At 72.0% G+C, this 14,453-nt stretch carries 15 protein-coding genes; 7 read left to right on the top strand and 8 right to left on the bottom strand.

Features of this window, described 5'->3' with window-relative positions; all coding sequences use genetic code 11:
- The first annotated feature begins 4 nt into the window (after positions 1-4).
- Entirely contained in the window at positions 5-346 is a 342-nt protein-coding gene (locus DSM104299_RS03085) for a DUF952 domain-containing protein (protein WP_272475823.1), read from the top strand.
- On the opposite strand, the gene DSM104299_RS03080 is transcribed toward DSM104299_RS03085, so the two are convergent.
- Positions 331-1,239 carry a DUF1028 domain-containing protein gene (locus DSM104299_RS03080; RefSeq protein ID WP_272475822.1) on the bottom strand — a complete coding sequence of 303 codons (909 nt, stop codon included), beginning with the start codon at positions 1,237-1,239 and terminating at the stop codon, positions 331-333. The two genes, DSM104299_RS03085 and DSM104299_RS03080, sit on opposite strands and share 16 nt — an antisense overlap.
- Between DSM104299_RS03080 and DSM104299_RS03075 the strand changes: the two genes are divergently transcribed.
- From DSM104299_RS03075 to DSM104299_RS03060, 4 genes are read left to right on the top strand one after another with little or no spacing between them, the layout of a single operon-like run.
- Positions 1,238-1,516: an MGMT family protein gene (locus DSM104299_RS03075; protein ID WP_272475821.1), complete on the top strand. Its 279-nt coding sequence runs from the start codon at positions 1,238-1,240 to the stop codon at positions 1,514-1,516. The two genes, DSM104299_RS03080 and DSM104299_RS03075, sit on opposite strands and share 2 nt — an antisense overlap.
- The gene (locus DSM104299_RS03070) at positions 1,513-2,040 is read left to right on the top strand and encodes a cupin domain-containing protein (RefSeq protein WP_272475820.1); all 528 of its coding nucleotides are present in this window, start codon (positions 1,513-1,515) and stop codon (positions 2,038-2,040) included. The genes DSM104299_RS03075 and DSM104299_RS03070 overlap by 4 nt, the downstream gene beginning before the upstream one ends.
- Positions 2,024-2,440 carry a secondary thiamine-phosphate synthase enzyme YjbQ gene (locus tag DSM104299_RS03065; protein ID WP_272475819.1) on the top strand — a complete coding sequence of 139 codons (417 nt, stop codon included), beginning with the start codon at positions 2,024-2,026 and terminating at the stop codon, positions 2,438-2,440. The genes DSM104299_RS03070 and DSM104299_RS03065 overlap by 17 nt, the downstream gene beginning before the upstream one ends.
- Positions 2,437-3,129 carry a class I SAM-dependent methyltransferase gene (locus DSM104299_RS03060; RefSeq protein ID WP_272475818.1) on the top strand — a complete coding sequence of 231 codons (693 nt, stop codon included), beginning with the start codon at positions 2,437-2,439 and terminating at the stop codon, positions 3,127-3,129. Before DSM104299_RS03065 ends, DSM104299_RS03060 begins: the two co-directional genes overlap by 4 nt.
- On the opposite strand, the gene DSM104299_RS03055 is transcribed toward DSM104299_RS03060, so the two are convergent.
- The 4 genes from DSM104299_RS03055 to DSM104299_RS03040 all read right to left on the bottom strand — a co-directional run bounded on the left by DSM104299_RS03055 (position 3,117) and on the right by DSM104299_RS03040 (position 7,727).
- Positions 3,117-3,908 (bottom strand): Type 1 glutamine amidotransferase-like domain-containing protein, encoded by a 792-nt coding sequence (locus DSM104299_RS03055; RefSeq protein WP_272475817.1) that lies wholly within the window; start codon positions 3,906-3,908, stop codon positions 3,117-3,119. The genes DSM104299_RS03060 and DSM104299_RS03055 overlap by 13 nt on opposite strands.
- 4 nt (positions 3,909-3,912) lie before the next feature.
- Positions 3,913-4,647: a Type 1 glutamine amidotransferase-like domain-containing protein gene (locus DSM104299_RS03050; RefSeq protein ID WP_272475816.1), complete on the bottom strand. Its 735-nt coding sequence runs from the start codon at positions 4,645-4,647 to the stop codon at positions 3,913-3,915.
- A 150-nt stretch (positions 4,648-4,797) separates the two neighbouring features.
- Positions 4,798-5,574, bottom strand: coding sequence for a crotonase/enoyl-CoA hydratase family protein (locus DSM104299_RS03045; RefSeq protein ID WP_272475815.1), 777 nt, complete (start codon positions 5,572-5,574; stop codon positions 4,798-4,800).
- 38 nt (positions 5,575-5,612) lie between these two features.
- Positions 5,613-7,727, bottom strand: a complete 2,115-nt coding sequence (locus tag DSM104299_RS03040; protein ID WP_272475814.1) for a CocE/NonD family hydrolase — start codon at positions 7,725-7,727, stop codon at positions 5,613-5,615.
- 91 nt (positions 7,728-7,818) lie between these two features.
- Here DSM104299_RS03040 and DSM104299_RS03035 point away from each other — a divergent pair, with 91 nt between their 5' ends.
- Positions 7,819-8,271: a VOC family protein gene (locus DSM104299_RS03035; protein WP_272475813.1), complete on the top strand. Its 453-nt coding sequence runs from the start codon at positions 7,819-7,821 to the stop codon at positions 8,269-8,271.
- An 8-nt stretch (positions 8,272-8,279) separates the two neighbouring features.
- Here DSM104299_RS03035 and DSM104299_RS03030 read toward each other — a convergent pair whose 3' ends face one another.
- The 3 genes from DSM104299_RS03030 to DSM104299_RS03020 all read right to left on the bottom strand — a co-directional run bounded on the left by DSM104299_RS03030 (position 8,280) and on the right by DSM104299_RS03020 (position 13,473).
- Entirely contained in the window at positions 8,280-9,776 is a 1,497-nt protein-coding gene (locus tag DSM104299_RS03030; RefSeq protein WP_272475812.1) for a flavin-containing monooxygenase, read from the bottom strand.
- Between the two features lie 44 nt (positions 9,777-9,820).
- A complete protein-coding gene (gene nucS / locus DSM104299_RS03025; protein ID WP_272475811.1) occupies positions 9,821-10,510 on the bottom strand; it encodes an endonuclease NucS in 690 nt (229 codons plus the stop codon).
- 623 nt (positions 10,511-11,133) lie between these two features.
- On the bottom strand, positions 11,134-13,473 hold the full coding sequence (locus DSM104299_RS03020; protein WP_272475810.1) for an ATP-binding cassette domain-containing protein: 2,340 nt from the start codon (positions 13,471-13,473) through the stop codon (positions 11,134-11,136).
- Positions 13,474-14,026: 553 nt separating this feature from the next.
- On the opposite strand from DSM104299_RS03020, the gene DSM104299_RS29335 reads away from it, so the two are divergent.
- Positions 14,027-14,395 carry an HNH endonuclease gene (locus DSM104299_RS29335; RefSeq protein WP_349294490.1) on the top strand — a complete coding sequence of 123 codons (369 nt, stop codon included), beginning with the start codon at positions 14,027-14,029 and terminating at the stop codon, positions 14,393-14,395.
- Positions 14,396-14,453 lie beyond the last annotated feature (58 nt).

Raw genomic sequence — 14,453 nt, 5'->3', positions numbered from 1 at the left:
GCCGATGAGCGCGACCCCGAGCACGATCCTGCACATCACGACCGAGGCCGGCTGGGCCGCGGCCCAGGAGGCCGGGCAGCTGGTCGCGCCGTCGCTGGCCGAGGAGGGGTTCATCCACTGCTCGACGCACGCGCAGGTGGAGGCGACCGCGAACCGGATCTTCCGCGGCCGCGGCGACCTGCTGCTGCTCGAGCTGGAGGTCGACCGGATCGGGCCCGAGCTGAAGTGGGAGCGCGCCACCGACGTCGGCGACGAGTTCCCGCACATCTACGGCCCGCTGAACCTCGACGCGGTGATCGGCACGACCGCGCTGCCCGAGGGTCCGGACGGCTACTCGCTGGGCTGAGGCTCGTCCAGCGCCACCAGCACCCGCGCCGCGGCCGGCGCGATCTCCGGCTCCAACCGCGACAACAACCCGCGCCAGCCCGGCTGCAGGGCGATCGCGCGGCGGACCTGCGTCAGGCCGAGCGCGCGGTCGCCGTGGTCGAACTCCGCCAGCCCGGCCCAGAACAGCAGCTCGTGGTTGTCGGGCGCGAGCGCCGCGGCGGCGCGGTAGGCCTCGCCGGCCTCGGTGTGGTGGCCTTCGCCGGTGAGGTCGTCGCCGTGCGTGGCCAAGGCGTAGGCGTCGTGCAGCGTCAGCAGCCGCTCGAGCTCGTCGAGCGGCTCGGCCGCGTCCTCCACGCGCAGGTCGACGGTCTTCTGCCACGCCTCGCCCTCGGCCGGCACGACGACCAGCGCCGAGGACTGCCGGCCGCGCGCGTCGCCGCCCGCCGCCTCGGCCCCGCGCAGCGCCGCGAGCATCCGGCGCGCCAGCGAGCCGGTCGTGCGCGTGAACGCCTCGGCCATCGCCGGCCACACGGCGTCCGAGGCCATCATGTTGGCCTGGACGCTGAAGTCGTCGCCGGCGGCGTGGCCCGCGAAGGCGATGCAGCCGGCGCCGGTGTGCGTGACCGGCGCGCCCGCGGGCGCGATGACCGCGACCTGCCGGAAGCGCGCCGCCGGATCGGCCTCCAGCAGCCCGCGCAGCGCGTGCGCCGGCGCCGTCCCACCCGCCAAGGCCTCCAACAACCGCGAGCCGTAGGCGGGCTCGGCGACCGACTGCGTGCAGACCGCGCCGACGCCCGGCCGCGCCCACGTCACGATCGAGCCGACCGAGAACCAGTGCGACTGCACGGCGGCGCCGAGCTCACCGGTCTCGGGATCCCGCGCGACGATCGAATACGTTCCTCGGCGGACCATGACCCAAGCATCGCATCAGGCGATCCTCGACCGCATCGCGGCGATCCCGGAGGGTTTCGTGCGGACCTACGGCGACCTGTCGCCGGGCGCGCCGCGCCTGACCGGGACCGTGCTGCGCATCACCGACGCCGACGTCCCGTGGTGGCGCGTCGTCCGCGCCGACGGCTCGCTGGCCAAGGGCGACCGCCAGCGCCAGCGGCTGTTCGACGAGGGCGTCCCGTTCACGCGCGGCGGGAAGGTCGACCTCCGGATCGCACGCATCCCGCACGACGTGTGAACATCCAGCCCTTCCTCATGGCCAACCCCAACATCTACGCACCCGACTACGACGAGCCGCGCGAGGCGATCGACGGCTTCACCGCCTATCGCGCCCGCCTCGGCCGCCAGCTCGGCGCCGAGCGGATCGGCGTCAGCCAGTGGCTGCTGCCCGCCGGCCAGGCCGCGTACCCTTATCACTTCCACCTCACCGAGGAGGAGGTGCTGGTCGTGCTGGAGGGCGCGCTCGCGCTGCGCACGCCGGACGGCTGGGCGCGCGTGCGCAGCGGCGACGTCGTCCGCTTCCCCCGCGGCGAGGAGGGCGCCCACCAGCTCGTCAACGACACCGGCGACGACGCGCGCTTCCTGGTGGTCTCGACCCACGGTGCGCCCGACGTCGTCCTCTACCCCGACGAGGGCAAGATCGGCCCGGCCGAGCGCCGTACCCACGACGACGGCATGAAGATGTACTTCAAGGTCGCCGACCAGGTCCCCTACGAGGACGGCGTCGAGCGCCCGGAGGTGGGCGATGTGGATCCAGCGTGAGCTCACGCTCGACCCCAGGCCGCGCGGCTTCCACCTCGTCACCCGCGAGGTCGTGGCCAACCTGCCGGAGCTCCAGGACGTCCAGGTCGGCCTCCTGCACCTGCACATCCTCCACACCTCCGCCGGCCTGACGCTGAACGAGAACGCCTCGCCCGACGTCCGCCGCGACTTCGAGGCCTGGGCCAACGCCGCCGTCCCGGAGGACTTCGCCTGGACGCACACCGACGAGGGCGCCGACGACATGCCGGCCCACGTGAAGGCCTCGCTGATGGGCTCGTCGCTGACGCTGCCGGTCGCGCGCGGCCGCCTCGCGCTCGGCACGTGGCAGGGCATCTACCTCTGCGAGGCGCGCGACCGCGGCGGCGCGCGGCGGCTCGTCGCGACGCTCAACGGCGAGTGACGACCGTCGGCCCCTACGCGACGCTCGTCGCGGAACACGGCCTCTCCGAGAGCCACCGGCTCGTCCTCGAGGCGGTCCCGGACGGCGCCCGCGTCCTGGACGTCGGCTGCGCGACCGGCTACCTCGCGGCCGAGCTCGGCCGCCGCGGCTGCACCGTCGACGGCATCGAGTTCGACCCCGACGCCGCCGAGCAGGCGCGCGCCCACTGCCGGGCGGTGGTCGTCGGCGACCTCGAGGCGCCGTTCACCCACGCCGAGGTCGAGCGCATGCTCGCCGGCGTCAAGCCCGACGTCATCATCTGCGCCGACGTGCTGGAGCACCTCCGCGACCCGTGGAGCGTGCTGGGCTGGCTCGCCGCCCTCCTCCCGCCGGAGGGCAAGGCCATCATCTCGATCCCGAACATCGCGCACTGGACCGCGCGGCGCGCGCTGCTCCGCGGGCGCTTCGCCTACGCGGACTACGGCCTCTTCGACCGCACCCACCTGCGCTTCTTCACCCGCGACAGCGCAAGGGAACTGGCGCGCCGTGCAGGGTTCTCCGTCCTGCGGGAACGTCCTGCTGGCGCCCCACTCCCGCTGGAGTCACGGGTCCCACCGTTGCGACGGGTGCGCGACCGGTGCGTACGCCGGTATCCCGAGCTCCTCGCACTGCAGTTCGTGTTGGTGCTGGTGCCGGATCAGCGGCCATAGCGCGTCCTTCTCCACTCCCTGATGTCGTCGGGCAGCGGCCGCGTCGCCAGCGGCCCTGCCCCCAGCAGCTCCGGGTCCAGCCGCGTCCGGACCAGCTCGCCGCCGACCGCGTCCACGCGGACCGCCGCCGTGCCCGGGCGCGCGCTGACGACGCGCGCCAGCTCCGTGCCCTCGAAGACCAGGCCGACGCCGTCGTCGGCCGCCCAGCCGCCGGGCAGCTCGCCGGTGCGCACCGCCTCCAACCAGACCGGCAGCCGCTCGGGCTCGCCGTCGGCGTGGACCGTGAGCGACCCCGGCAGGAAGCCGAGGCCGGGGTTGGCGTCAGGCGGGCCGAACGACTTCGTGCAGCCGCCCTCGAACCAGCACATCGCGCCGGCGCTCAGGCCGGCGAGCACGACGCCCTTCTCCCACGCCTCGCGCAGGACGACGTCGAGCCCATGGGCGACCCAGATCGCCAGCAGGTTGCGCATCGACCCGCCGCCGACGTAGACGACGTCGTGGGCCAGGACGATCTCGCGCAGCGTCCGCGGGTCCCCGTGGCGCCGGAACAGCGACAGCACGGTCGCGAGCGCCGCGCGGTTGCCGTAGGTCGCGTGGAACGAGGCGATCTGCTCGTTCGGGTCGCCCGACGCGGTCGGCAGGAAGAGGATCCGCGGCTCGCGCCGGCCGCTCAGCTCCAGGACCAGCTCGTCGAGCGCGGGATCGCCGGGCTGCGACGTGAAGCCGCCGCCGCCCATGGCGAGGATCGTGGGCGTGCGTTCGCGGGTGGGTGGGGTCAACGTGTCACGCGGCCGCGAGCGCGGCCGTGCGCTCGCCCAGGTAGCTCACCGCGAGCGGGTGCTCGCCGTCCGTGGACACGCGGAACGCCCTCGCCTTCGGGCGCGACGACACGACGCGCAGCAGCTCACGGCCCTCGAAGTGCAGCGCGGCGCCGTCCTCCGCCGCGTAGCCCTCGCGCATCTGGCCGGACGCGATCATGTCCCGGAACATCTCTGCTCGGTCGGCTTCGCCGTCGTAGTGCACGCAGTTGGAGTGTGGCAGCAGCCCGAGGCCCCGGATCGGCTCCGGCGGCCCGTGAAACGCCGTGAGCGCCTCGCTGAACCAGCACAGCGAGCCGGCGCTCAGGCCGCAGAGCAGGACCCCGCGGCGCCACGCGCGCTTCAGGATGGTGTCCAGGCCATGCGCCCGCCACGTCCCGAGCAGGCTCAGCACCGAGCCGCCGCCGACGTAGATGAGGTCCTGCTGGAGCAGGTGCGTCTCGAGGTCGCCCTCGACGGCGCCTCCGCCCTTGTCCCGGCGGAAGAGCGAGACGTGGCTGGTGTCGGCCACGCTCGCGAAGCGCCGGTAGAAGCGGACGACGTAGTGGTCGGCGTCACCCGACGCGGTCGGGATGAAGCAGACCCTCGGGCGCTCGGCCCCCGTCACGCCGAGCACGTAGTCGTCGAGGAGCGGGTTCCCCGACTCCATCGAGAACCCCCCGCCGCCGAACGCGACGATCTGCGGTGGCCGCATGGACATGGCGCCATGGTGCCCACCGGCGGTCCACGCCCGCTCGTACGGACGGTCCAAAGCGCGCTCGACCGCCGGTCGGCCGAGGCTCGCGCAGGGCGCTCGCCTCGGCTTGCGGGAACTCGCGAGGGGCTCTTTCCCGCGGGCTCGGAGACCGCTTCAGCGGCCCTGCCACACGGGCTCGCGCTTCTCCTTGAAGGCCGACGCGCCCTCCTTCGCGTCCTCCGAGGTGAAGACGGGGCCGCTGATCGCGCCCTGCTTCTCCCACTGCTCGGCGGCCGTCCAGTCGAACTGCTTCTGGACGATCTCCTTCGACGCGGCCAGCGCGAGCGGCCCGTTCTTGACGATCGCGGCCGCCAGCTCCAGCGCCGCGTCCAGCGCGCCGCCGGCCGGGGCGAGGCGGTTGACGACACCCAGCGCGTGGAAGCGCTCGGCCGGCCACGGGTCGCCGGTCAGGGCCAGCTCCATGACCGCGTGGTACGGCATGCGCTTCGGGAGGTGCAGCAGCGCGCCGCCGGCGGCGACGAGCGAGCGCTTCGCCTCCGGGATCCCGAGCTTGGCGCCCTCGGCCGCGACGACCAGGTCGCACGCGAGCGCGACCTCGAAGCCGCCGGCGACGGCGAAGCCCTCGATCGCGGCGATCAGCGGCTTGCGCGCGCCGCGCTGGGCGATGCCCGCGAAGCCGCGGTCGCCGTACCAGGGCGACTCGCCCCTCACGAACGCACCGAGGTCCATCCCCGCGCAGAAGAAGCCCCCGGCGCCGGTCACGATCCCGAGCTGGAGGTCGTCGTCGCCGTCGAGCTCGTCGAGCGCGTCGGCGATCCCCTTGGCGACCGCGGCGTTGACCGCGTTGCGCACCTCGGGCCGGTTGAGGGTGATGACCAGGACGCCGTCACGGCGCTCGGTCAGGACGGCGGGCTGCGGATCGTCGGACATGGCGCGGGAATCTACCCGCGCCGTGCCCACCGGCGCCCTCAGCGGCAGGGCTCCCCGCGCAGCGCCGGGCAGGCGGGGAGCGCGGTCGGCACGGCGATCCCGTCGACGGCCGGGAGCGTGAGCGTCGCGTCCTTGACCGAGACGGCCGCGCTCCCGCTCTTGGGCTGCGTGTCCGCGAACGCCCAGACCGGCTGGTCGCCGCGCGGCGGGCCGAGCGTGACGCGGATCCGCGAGCCGGCGCGATAGGCGTGGCCCTCGTAGTACAGCGGGATCGTGATGTCGGTGTACTTGCCCTTGGGCAGCGGCTGGAGGTCAGCCGCCCGCAGGCTCAGCACCGGCGCGAGCGCCGTGCTCTTCTTGGGGTCCAGCTTGCGGTCCGACGCGCGCAGCCAGCCGGACTGCACGTAGGTCTCCTGGCCGTCGGGGCGGACCTCGGAGATCGTGGCCTGGAGGTCGACGTCCGGGACGCTGGCCTTGATCGCCGCGGTGACCTTGCCGGCCCCGACGACGGTCGTGGTCGCGGGGAGCGCGTCGGTGACCCACGACGCGACCGCGCCGGCCGGCGGCTGGGTCCAGTGGTAGGACGGCGTGGCCGTCCACAGGCCGTTGCTCCCGCTGGCGGTGTTGCCCGTGAAGCTGTTGGCCGGCCGCGAGGTCTTCGACCAGGTGAAGTCGCCGCTGCCCAACGGCCAGGACTGCGCGCGGGTGCCCGGGAGCGGGAAGCGCGGGAACGACTGCTCGAAGCCCGGGCCGGGCGCGTTGGGCCCGGGACCGCCGGCGCCGTTGTCGAACAGGATGCGGACCTGGGGCGAGGCGTTGAAGGCGTCGAGGGCGGCCTGGTAGGACGGCAGCCCCTGGAGCGGGTCGGCCGGCAGCGTCAGCCCGCCGATGCCCATCGCGCTCTGGAAGACCGTCGGCGCGAGCGACTTCAGCGCGGGCGGCAGGTTCGGCGCGCGCTGCGCCACGTAGAGCTCGAGGAAGTCGTACCACCGGGTGAACGTGGCCGGGTCCAGCGAGTCGATGTGCAGCCCGTTGGCGAACGTGAACCACTTGCGCTTCGTGCCGGTGAAGCGGTCGGCCAGGGCCGGGCAGTGGCCGCCGGTCTGCTCGTCGGTGAACTGGCAGGCCAGGAACGTCGGCGCCGTGATCTTGTCCACGAACGTGATCGGCGACAGCGGGTCGGCGACGCTCGGCACGTAGTGGTCGTTGGCCGCGGTCTTGGCGAGCAGGTCGACGGCCTCGGGGTGGAGGTCCTGGTTGGCCTTGCACGTCTTGTCGCCGCCCTGGATGCGCTTGAGCGCCCAGCCCTGGCCGCCGGTCTTCGACGCCGCCTTGGCGTCGTGGACGCGGTCCTTGGCCCAGGACAGCGCGAAGCCCGTGTTGAGCATGCCGCCGGGGTAGAGCGTCGTCTGCGTGTTGTCGATGACGCTGAGCGGCGTGATCGCGCTGAGGCTCGGCGGGCGCGTGGCGGCGACGAACAGCTGGCTGATGCCGCCGTAGGAGATGCCCATCATCCCGACCTTGTGGTGCAGCGCCCACGGCTGGCGCGCGACGGTCTCCACGACGTCGTAGCCGTCGAGTCCCTGGAGCGGCTCGAAGTAGTCGAAGGCGCCGCCCGAGCAGCCGGTGCCGCGCATGTTGACGTCGACGACCGCGTAGCCGAGCAGCTGCGCGATCTGGGCGATCGAGGACTCGCCGCCGGCCGGGTCGGCGTAGCCGTAGCCGGAGTACTCGACCAGCGTCGGGTAGGGCGGTTTGGCGCCGGCGGGCAGGCGGACGGCGACGGCGAGCTGCGTGCCGTCACGTGTCGTGAGGTACCCGTAGCCGGACGACGGGATCTTCTGGTCGTAGCCCTTGGTCGACGGCGGGGCGGAGCGATCGGGCAGGACGGTCACCGCGCGCCCTTTGTTGATGCGGTAGCCCTGGCCGGGCGCGACGTGGCGGAAGACGGCGCCGCCCAGCGGCCCGGCCTTCTGCGTGGCGACGGTCTTGCCCCTGGCGTTCGTGAGCGCGAGCCTGGCGCCCTGCTTCGCCCCCGTCACCTGCACCTGCTCGACGCTGCCGCGCGTCGTGACCTTCGCGGCCGAGGCACTCACGGCGCCGACCGACATCAGCGCGGCGACTGCCGCGACCACCCCGAGAGACCGACCCATGGCGCGACCCTCTCACGTCGGGCGGTCGCCGTGTCGCACACGTCCGCGCCTGGCGCCGATGAGTTCCCCGCGCGGCCGCCGTCTTGAGCGCATGACCAACTCCACGCCCCGCCTCATGTTCGTCAACCTGCCCGTCGCCGACCTCCAGGCGTCGATCGCGTTCTTCACCGCGCTCGGGTTCACGTTCGATCCGCGCTTCACCGACGAGAGCGCGACCTGCATGGTCGTCAGCGACCAGGCCTACGTGATGCTCTTGCAGCGCGAGCGCTTCGCCGAGTTCACGGTCAAGCCGGTCGCCGACGCCCACGCCGGCACGCAGGGTCTCGTCTGCTTCAGCGCCGCCGACCGCGCCGACGTCGACGCCTTCGCCGACGCCGCGCTGGCCGCCGGCGGCTCGCCCGCCAAGGATCCGTCGGACGCCGGCTTCATGTACGGCCGCTCGTTCCTCGACCTCGACGGCCACCACTGGGAGGTCATGTGGATGGACCCGGCCGCGGTCGAGGCCGGACCGGAGGCGTACGCCGCCGAGGGCGCCTCGGCATAGTTGTCGTCCTACGCCGCGACCTGCTCCGCCGGCGCCACGGACGGCGCCGGCCGCGAGAACGCGATCGCCTCATCCTCCAACGCGCCGCGCTTCAACAGCAGGATGTCGCGCGCGTAGTTCTGGTACAGCCGCCAGGGCGCCGTCGTGCCCTGGCGCGGGAACTGGTCGATCGCGCGCTCGACGTAGCCGGACTTCAGGTCGATGAACGGCAGCGTCGGCGCGCCGGCCGGCAGGTCGCGGGGCACGACCTTGTTGTAGTTGTTGGCGTCCATGTGGGCCAGGACGCGGCAGACGTACTCGCAGGTGAGGTCGCACTTCAGCGTCCACGAGGCGTTCGTGTAGCCCAGCGCGACCGCGAGGTTGGGGATGCCGCTGAACATCATGCCCTTGTAGCCGACGGTCTTCGCCAGGTCGATGTCCTGGCCGTCGACCGTGAAGCCCATGCCGCCGAGCGCGAGCAGGTTCAGGCCCGTGGCGGTGACGACGATGTCGGCGTCCAGGCGCGCGCCGGACTCCAACTGGATGCCGGTCTCGTCGAAGGCCTCGATCCGGTCGGTCGCGACCGACGCCTGGCCCGTGCGCAGGGCCTTGAAGAGGTCGCCGTCGGGGACGAGGCAGACGCGCTGGTCCCACGGGTCGTAGGCCGGCGTGAAGTGCGGGTCCAACGGGATGTCGTCCGGCAGCTGGCGCTGGACGGTCTTGGCGATGACCTTCTTGATCAGGTTGGGCGCGCGGCGGCTGGCCTGGAAGAAGATGCCCTGGCGGACGACGTTCATCCAGCGCACGATCGAGTAGGCGCGCCTGGCCGGCAGGACGCGGCGGATCGCGTTGGCGATCGGGTCCTCGCCGGGCAGCGCCAGGATGTAGCTCGGCGAGCGCTGGAGCATCGTGACGTGCTCGGCGCCGCCGGCGGCGAGGGCGGGGACGAGCGTGACGGCCGTCGCGCCCGAGCCGATGACGACGACGCGCTTGCCGGCGTAGTCGAGGTCCTCGGGCCAGTGCTGCGGGTGGATGACCTGGCCCTCGAAGTCCTCGATGCTCGGGAACGCGGGCGTGAAGCCCTCGTCGTAGCGGTAGTAGCCGGTGCAGGCGAAGACGAAGCCGGCGGTCAGCGTGACGGTGGCGTTGTTGGTGGTGTCGGTCGCGGTGACCGTCCAGCGCGCGTCCTCGCTCGACCACGAGGCCGTCGTCACCTCGTGGTTGAAGCGGATGTGCTGGTCGATGCCGCCCTCGCGCGCCGTCTCGCGCACGTAGTTGAGGATCGACGGGCCGTCGGCGATCGACTTGGCCTCGGTCCACGGCTTGAAGGCGTAGCCCAGGGTGAACATGTCGGAGTCCGAGCGGATGCCCGGGTAGCGGAACAGGTCCCACGTCCCGCCGATCGCGTCGCGCGCCTCAAGGATGGCGTAGGACTTGCCCGGCCGGTTGGCCTGCAGGTGATGGGCGGCCCCGATGCCCGAGAGACCCGCACCGACGATCAGGACGTCGACGTGTTCCGTGCTCATGGCACGGGATGATGGCAAAACGCGGGCGTTCAGACGGAAGGCCGTCAGACCATGAAGAGCGTGAGCTCCGGCTCGCGCTCGCCGCGCAGCACCGCGAGATCCACCTCGACGCACCGCATCCCGCGCGATTCGGCGAGGACGCGCGCCTGCGGCTTGATCTGCTGAGCGGCCAGGACGCCCCGGCAGTCGGCCATCGCCGGGTCCTCCCGCAGCCGGTCGAGGTAGCGCGTGAGCTGCTCGACCGCATCGATCGTCGCGACCCGCTTGATCTCCACCGCGACCCAGCCGTCGTCGAGGTCGCGGCACATGAGGTCCACCGGCCCGATGTCCGTCGGCCACTCCCGCCGTACCAGACGGAAGCCCTCGCCGCACCAGTGCGGCTGCTCGGCGAGCAGCTCTTGGAGGTGGGCCTCGACCCCATCCTTCTCCAGCGCCGCCGCCTCACCCATGTCGTGCGTGACGTCCGACAGCACCTCGGAGATCGCGATGTCCAACCGATCCTCCGTCGCCCCGGCCCGCTTGCGCACGACCAGATGCGCGAGCGTCGGCTCGCCTTCGAACTCCAGCACCGTCGGCGGGGTCATCCAGTTCTGCGGCTTTACCGATGACCCCCCGTCATGCCAGATCGAAACGCCGCCATCGTTCTTGATCATGATCAGCCGGACGGCCTCGGGCAGATGGGTCGTCAGACGGCCGGTGTAGTCGACGGCACAGCGAGCAACGATGAGACGCATGCCTGGGAAAAAGTAAGGGCCAGATCGGACGCTCGCCTGACGCCTCGCACTTCTTGCCGCAAATAGCGGGTTGTCCCTACCGGGACCCAGACCGAGGCGTGCAATCGGCGACGTTGACGCCGGCTCCCGTCAGGTCCGGATCTGTGCGAGGCAGCGTGACTTTGGCAGAGACCATCACGAAGACGGTGAACTGGTTGAAGAACGACTCCGCCCGGAACCGGTGGCTATGACCGTCGAGATCGGCGACGATGCGGACTCGTCGATCCACACGCGCTGGAAGCGCTGGGCGACCAGCTCGCGGCGCCTGACCGGATCGGCTTCCGTCTCCCAGAGCCGGGCGCGACGTTATGCATTGCAAGGAGAAAGACAAATTAATCAGGAACTGGTGCAAAAAAGAGAGCACGTGTCCGCGGTCGCCGATCCGGCGACGTGGGGCTGCCGGTTGCCGGCGCAGTCCCCACCACGCGATGGCGGTGGGGACCGCGTCCGCTGCCGGTCAGCGTCCAGACAGGTCGGAGTCCAGCGGCCGGCCGATGTCGATCGTCAGCACCCTGCACCCGATCAGCCGATCGGTGAGCTCTCCGGCATGCTCTACGTCACCGATCACCCTCGCAGTCGGGTGGTCAGCTGGGCGGGGCGAAGGGCCGCAGGCGTGGATCGCCATCGACGGCGGCGTGGATCGTCCCCTGCGCGGTGACGCTCCAGGCCGGTGAGGAGACCTCACGCGCCTCAGCGTCGGCGCGCCGCACGATCTCGGATGCCAGCTCAGGCCCGAGCTCCAGCATGGTCGTGCCGTAGACGACCCGCAGCGTGACGCGATCGCGAGGCCCGGGAGCAGGCCTGGCGAGTGCCTCGCGTAGTTCCACCATGCTGAGCGCAGCGTCCTCGGGCAAGGCGATCATGGCGGCCAACGGTGTACCGCCGGATGCGAGCACCACGCTGACCGGAGCGCGAACGACACCCCCGGATCCGAACACCCATCCCTCTGCGGCGGGCCATCCGGGACCGGCGAACCGGGTGCTGTGCGCCACCTCGGTGGCGGACGGGAGGCAACGGGCGACGAGGCGCACCATCCTGAGGGCGTCGCCGCCGAGCAGCTGGCGGACCGCCTCCCCGAACTCTGCCCAGTACCTGCTGACGTGAGCCCCTTCCACCGACTCCGTTGCCGCATGCAGCTGGGCGTAGGCGCTCCCGGGCCGCGCCGCCAGCTCGCGCGGGTCGCCGTCCTCGACCACCGCGCCGGCGCGGACGACGACGACGCGTGTCAGGCGCGGGTGGACCGGCAGCTTCTGGGTGATCACGATCGCGGCTGTCCCGACGCTCGCGAGATGCGAGAGCACGCCTCCCAGCAGCGCCTGTGACATGTATGGATCGAGCCCTGCCGTGACCTCGTCGAGCACCATCACCCGTGCGCCGGTGAGCCGGAGCAGCCCACGCGCCACCCCGATGCGCTGCTTCTGCCCGCCGGACAGGCTGTCGCCGTTGACCTCGGTGGCATAGCCGTCGCGCCACGCGCTGATCTCTTCGTGCAGCAACGCGAGCCCACAGGCCCACTCGACCTGCTCCTGAGTCGTTCCCACCGGCACGAGGAGGTTCTCCTGCACGGTGCCCGCGAAGACCCAGGTGGTCTGCGGGACCTGGACGACGCTCTCGCGCAGCAAGTCCGGATCGAGGTCGCTGACCGCGACGCCGTCATAGAGAACCTGACCTGCTTGGACCCTCAGGATCTCGGCGCCCGCCAAGAGCTTGGTGAGGGTGGTCTTGCCACCGCCGCTCGGACCGACGACGGCGACGGCCTCGCCGGACTCCAGCGCCAAGTGCAGGCGATGCGCACCGCGCCGGCCGTCCGCGTACGTGGCGTCGACGTCCCGGATCTCGATCTGCGCCAGCGGCCCCACCAAATGCCGGCCCTCTCGCCGCTCGGTCGGCGCGTCGAGGGCCTGTGAGACCAGGTGGATGCTGGAGCTCTCGTTGCCGAAGGCCGCCAACCACATCACCACCGAGAGCAACTGGTCGACCTGCTGGCGAGCAAGCATGACGAAGCCTGCGAGCGTCCCGAGCGACACGCCGCCGAGCAGATAGGCGCCGCCCGCGGTGGCGACCATGAGCAGCGTTCCAACGACCTTCGTCGTCGGGTAGTAGTTCCCCGCCACGTACCGCTGCTCGTCGGCGTCGCGCAGCTCTCCAGCGAGCGACGTGATCCGCGACATCACCTGAGACCTCGCCCGCATGGCCGCGACAAGCTCGCGGCCCGGCCGGTGATAGAAGCGGCGAGCCTCCTCAGCGAGGTGCCTGATGGCCGCGGTGTAGGCGGCGGCCGCCTGCACGGCCCGCCTCGAGAGACGCGCCCGAACCCAGGCGACCGGCCCCACCGCACCCAGAACCACGAGCGAGACGCGCCAGTCGAGCCACCAGGCGACCGCGACCGTCTGGACGAGGGTGGCCACGCCTGCCGTCACATACGGCAGCACCCGCCCCAGGCTGTTGGTGACGCCCTCGACTCCGCGCACGGCGGTCACCTCGAGCCCGTCGGGCGAGCCGAGCGCACGAAGCTCCGTGTCTGCGAGCCGGATCCTGAGGTGGCGGCCGACGTCAGCCGCGACGTTCGCCGCGAGGCGGTCGCGGCAGCGCGTCGCGGCCGCGCTCGCGAGTCCCAGGACGAGCAGCACGCCCAGGTACGGCAGTGGGCGGACGAGCGATGACGATTTCGCCACCCCATCGAAGAACAGCGTCCACAGGAGTGGCTCCGCCGCTTGGCCGGCGCTGCCCAACACGGCAATGGCCACGACGGCACGCCGGCGGTCTGCGTAGGGGCGAGAGAATCGTCGGAGCGCCGCCACCGCCTCCCCGAACGTCATCGCGCCCTCGGCGCGGCTTGCGGCGGACGTCTCCGCGCGCCTCTTCGTGACCCCTCGACGACCGGCGTTCCGCCGTCGCCCAGCGAGTCGATTCAGCATCTTCATGTGGCTCCTCCTTGGCCACTCTTGGCGCCGGCCCGTAGGCCTTCGGCGCCGTACCGGGAGCTCGTCCCGGCGCGATGCGGGTCCCATCTCGGACCCGCCCTGGTTCAACGCGAATCAGCAGCTGGTGCTCGACTCCGGGAGGCGCATCGATGCCTCCCGGAGTCGAACGCCGGGTTGGTGTCTGAGCACGTCGGCGCAGCCGTCCGGTGAGATCGCCCGGTTGCGTACCGGGCGGGCTCTCGGGTGGTGTCGCGGCTCGGGCCACGATCGAGTCACGGGCTGACGACGGTCGCCGAGCCGCGTGCCTGCACGATCACGCGCAAGCGGCTTCGCTGATCGCCTCGTACCGCTCGTCAAACCCGAAACGGCGCCGTTCGCGCATGCGCCGCCGCAGCGACGACCGGTCGCTTCTCGAAGGCGAGGTGTTTCGGTTTCGCGCCCGGCCGCGTATGTGGGAGAGCTCACCCGTGAGGATGAGGCCGGGAAGAAGGAGTGCTGAGGTAAAGGGAACGCCGCACACTACCGGCACGGCGGTGGCGCTCGCCGCGCCGGAGTGGAGGAAGTCCAGGGCTACTGCGGTCGTCCATGCGAACACATCGACCATGTGGTGGCCCGCGCGCGTGGCGGACAGGACGCGTGGCCCAACCTAACGGCGAGTTGCGCACGTGGTAACGGCCGCAAGCAACATAATTCTCTATTGGCGTCGCCAGCGGGTCGGGTCCGCCAGCGCGGCGAACACGCCCTCCGCCGGCGCGCTCATGAGGCGGCGACCTTCGCCGCGTACGCGCGCAACTCGTCGGTCTCCTGCTCCCGGCCGCGGGTGTTGCTCGCGGGGTTCTGGGCGCGCTGCTCGTCGGACGCCTCAGCCGGCGGGCGGACCGGCGTATCATCCGCAGCGATGCACGCGCACGCCTACCTCTAGTCGCTCGTCTACGACCCGCAGTGCGTCGGCGGCCGCTCTCGGCCCCGGCTTCGTCGTG

Source organism: Baekduia alba, from assembly GCF_028416635.1.
Classification (GTDB): Bacteria; Actinomycetota; Thermoleophilia; order Solirubrobacterales; family Solirubrobacteraceae; genus Baekduia; species Baekduia alba.
This window is presented reverse-complemented; position numbering and strand designations above follow the sequence as displayed.

What these genes read in the sequence shown, in the direction of transcription:
- DSM104299_RS03085 (WP_272475823.1), top strand. Translation starts at nt 5, where the DNA reads ATGAGCGCGACCCCGAGCACGATCCTGCACATCACGACCGAGGCCGGC.
- DSM104299_RS03075 (WP_272475821.1), top strand. Translation starts at nt 1,238, where the DNA reads ATGACCCAAGCATCGCATCAGGCGATCCTCGACCGCATCGCGGCGATC.
- DSM104299_RS03080 (WP_272475822.1), bottom strand. Translation starts at nt 1,239, where the DNA reads ATGGTCCGCCGAGGAACGTATTCGATCGTCGCGCGGGATCCCGAGACC.
- DSM104299_RS03065 (WP_272475819.1), top strand. Translation starts at nt 2,024, where the DNA reads ATGTGGATCCAGCGTGAGCTCACGCTCGACCCCAGGCCGCGCGGCTTC.
- DSM104299_RS03050 (WP_272475816.1), bottom strand. Translation starts at nt 4,647, where the DNA reads ATGTCCATGCGGCCACCGCAGATCGTCGCGTTCGGCGGCGGGGGGTTC.
- DSM104299_RS03045 (WP_272475815.1), bottom strand. Translation starts at nt 5,574, where the DNA reads ATGTCCGACGATCCGCAGCCCGCCGTCCTGACCGAGCGCCGTGACGGC.
- DSM104299_RS03040 (WP_272475814.1), bottom strand. Translation starts at nt 7,727, where the DNA reads ATGGGTCGGTCTCTCGGGGTGGTCGCGGCAGTCGCCGCGCTGATGTCG.
- DSM104299_RS03035 (WP_272475813.1), top strand. Translation starts at nt 7,819, where the DNA reads ATGACCAACTCCACGCCCCGCCTCATGTTCGTCAACCTGCCCGTCGCC.
- DSM104299_RS03030 (WP_272475812.1), bottom strand. Translation starts at nt 9,776, where the DNA reads ATGAGCACGGAACACGTCGACGTCCTGATCGTCGGTGCGGGTCTCTCG.
- nucS (WP_272475811.1), bottom strand. Translation starts at nt 10,510, where the DNA reads ATGCGTCTCATCGTTGCTCGCTGTGCCGTCGACTACACCGGCCGTCTG.
- DSM104299_RS03020 (WP_272475810.1), bottom strand. Translation starts at nt 13,473, where the DNA reads ATGAAGATGCTGAATCGACTCGCTGGGCGACGGCGGAACGCCGGTCGT.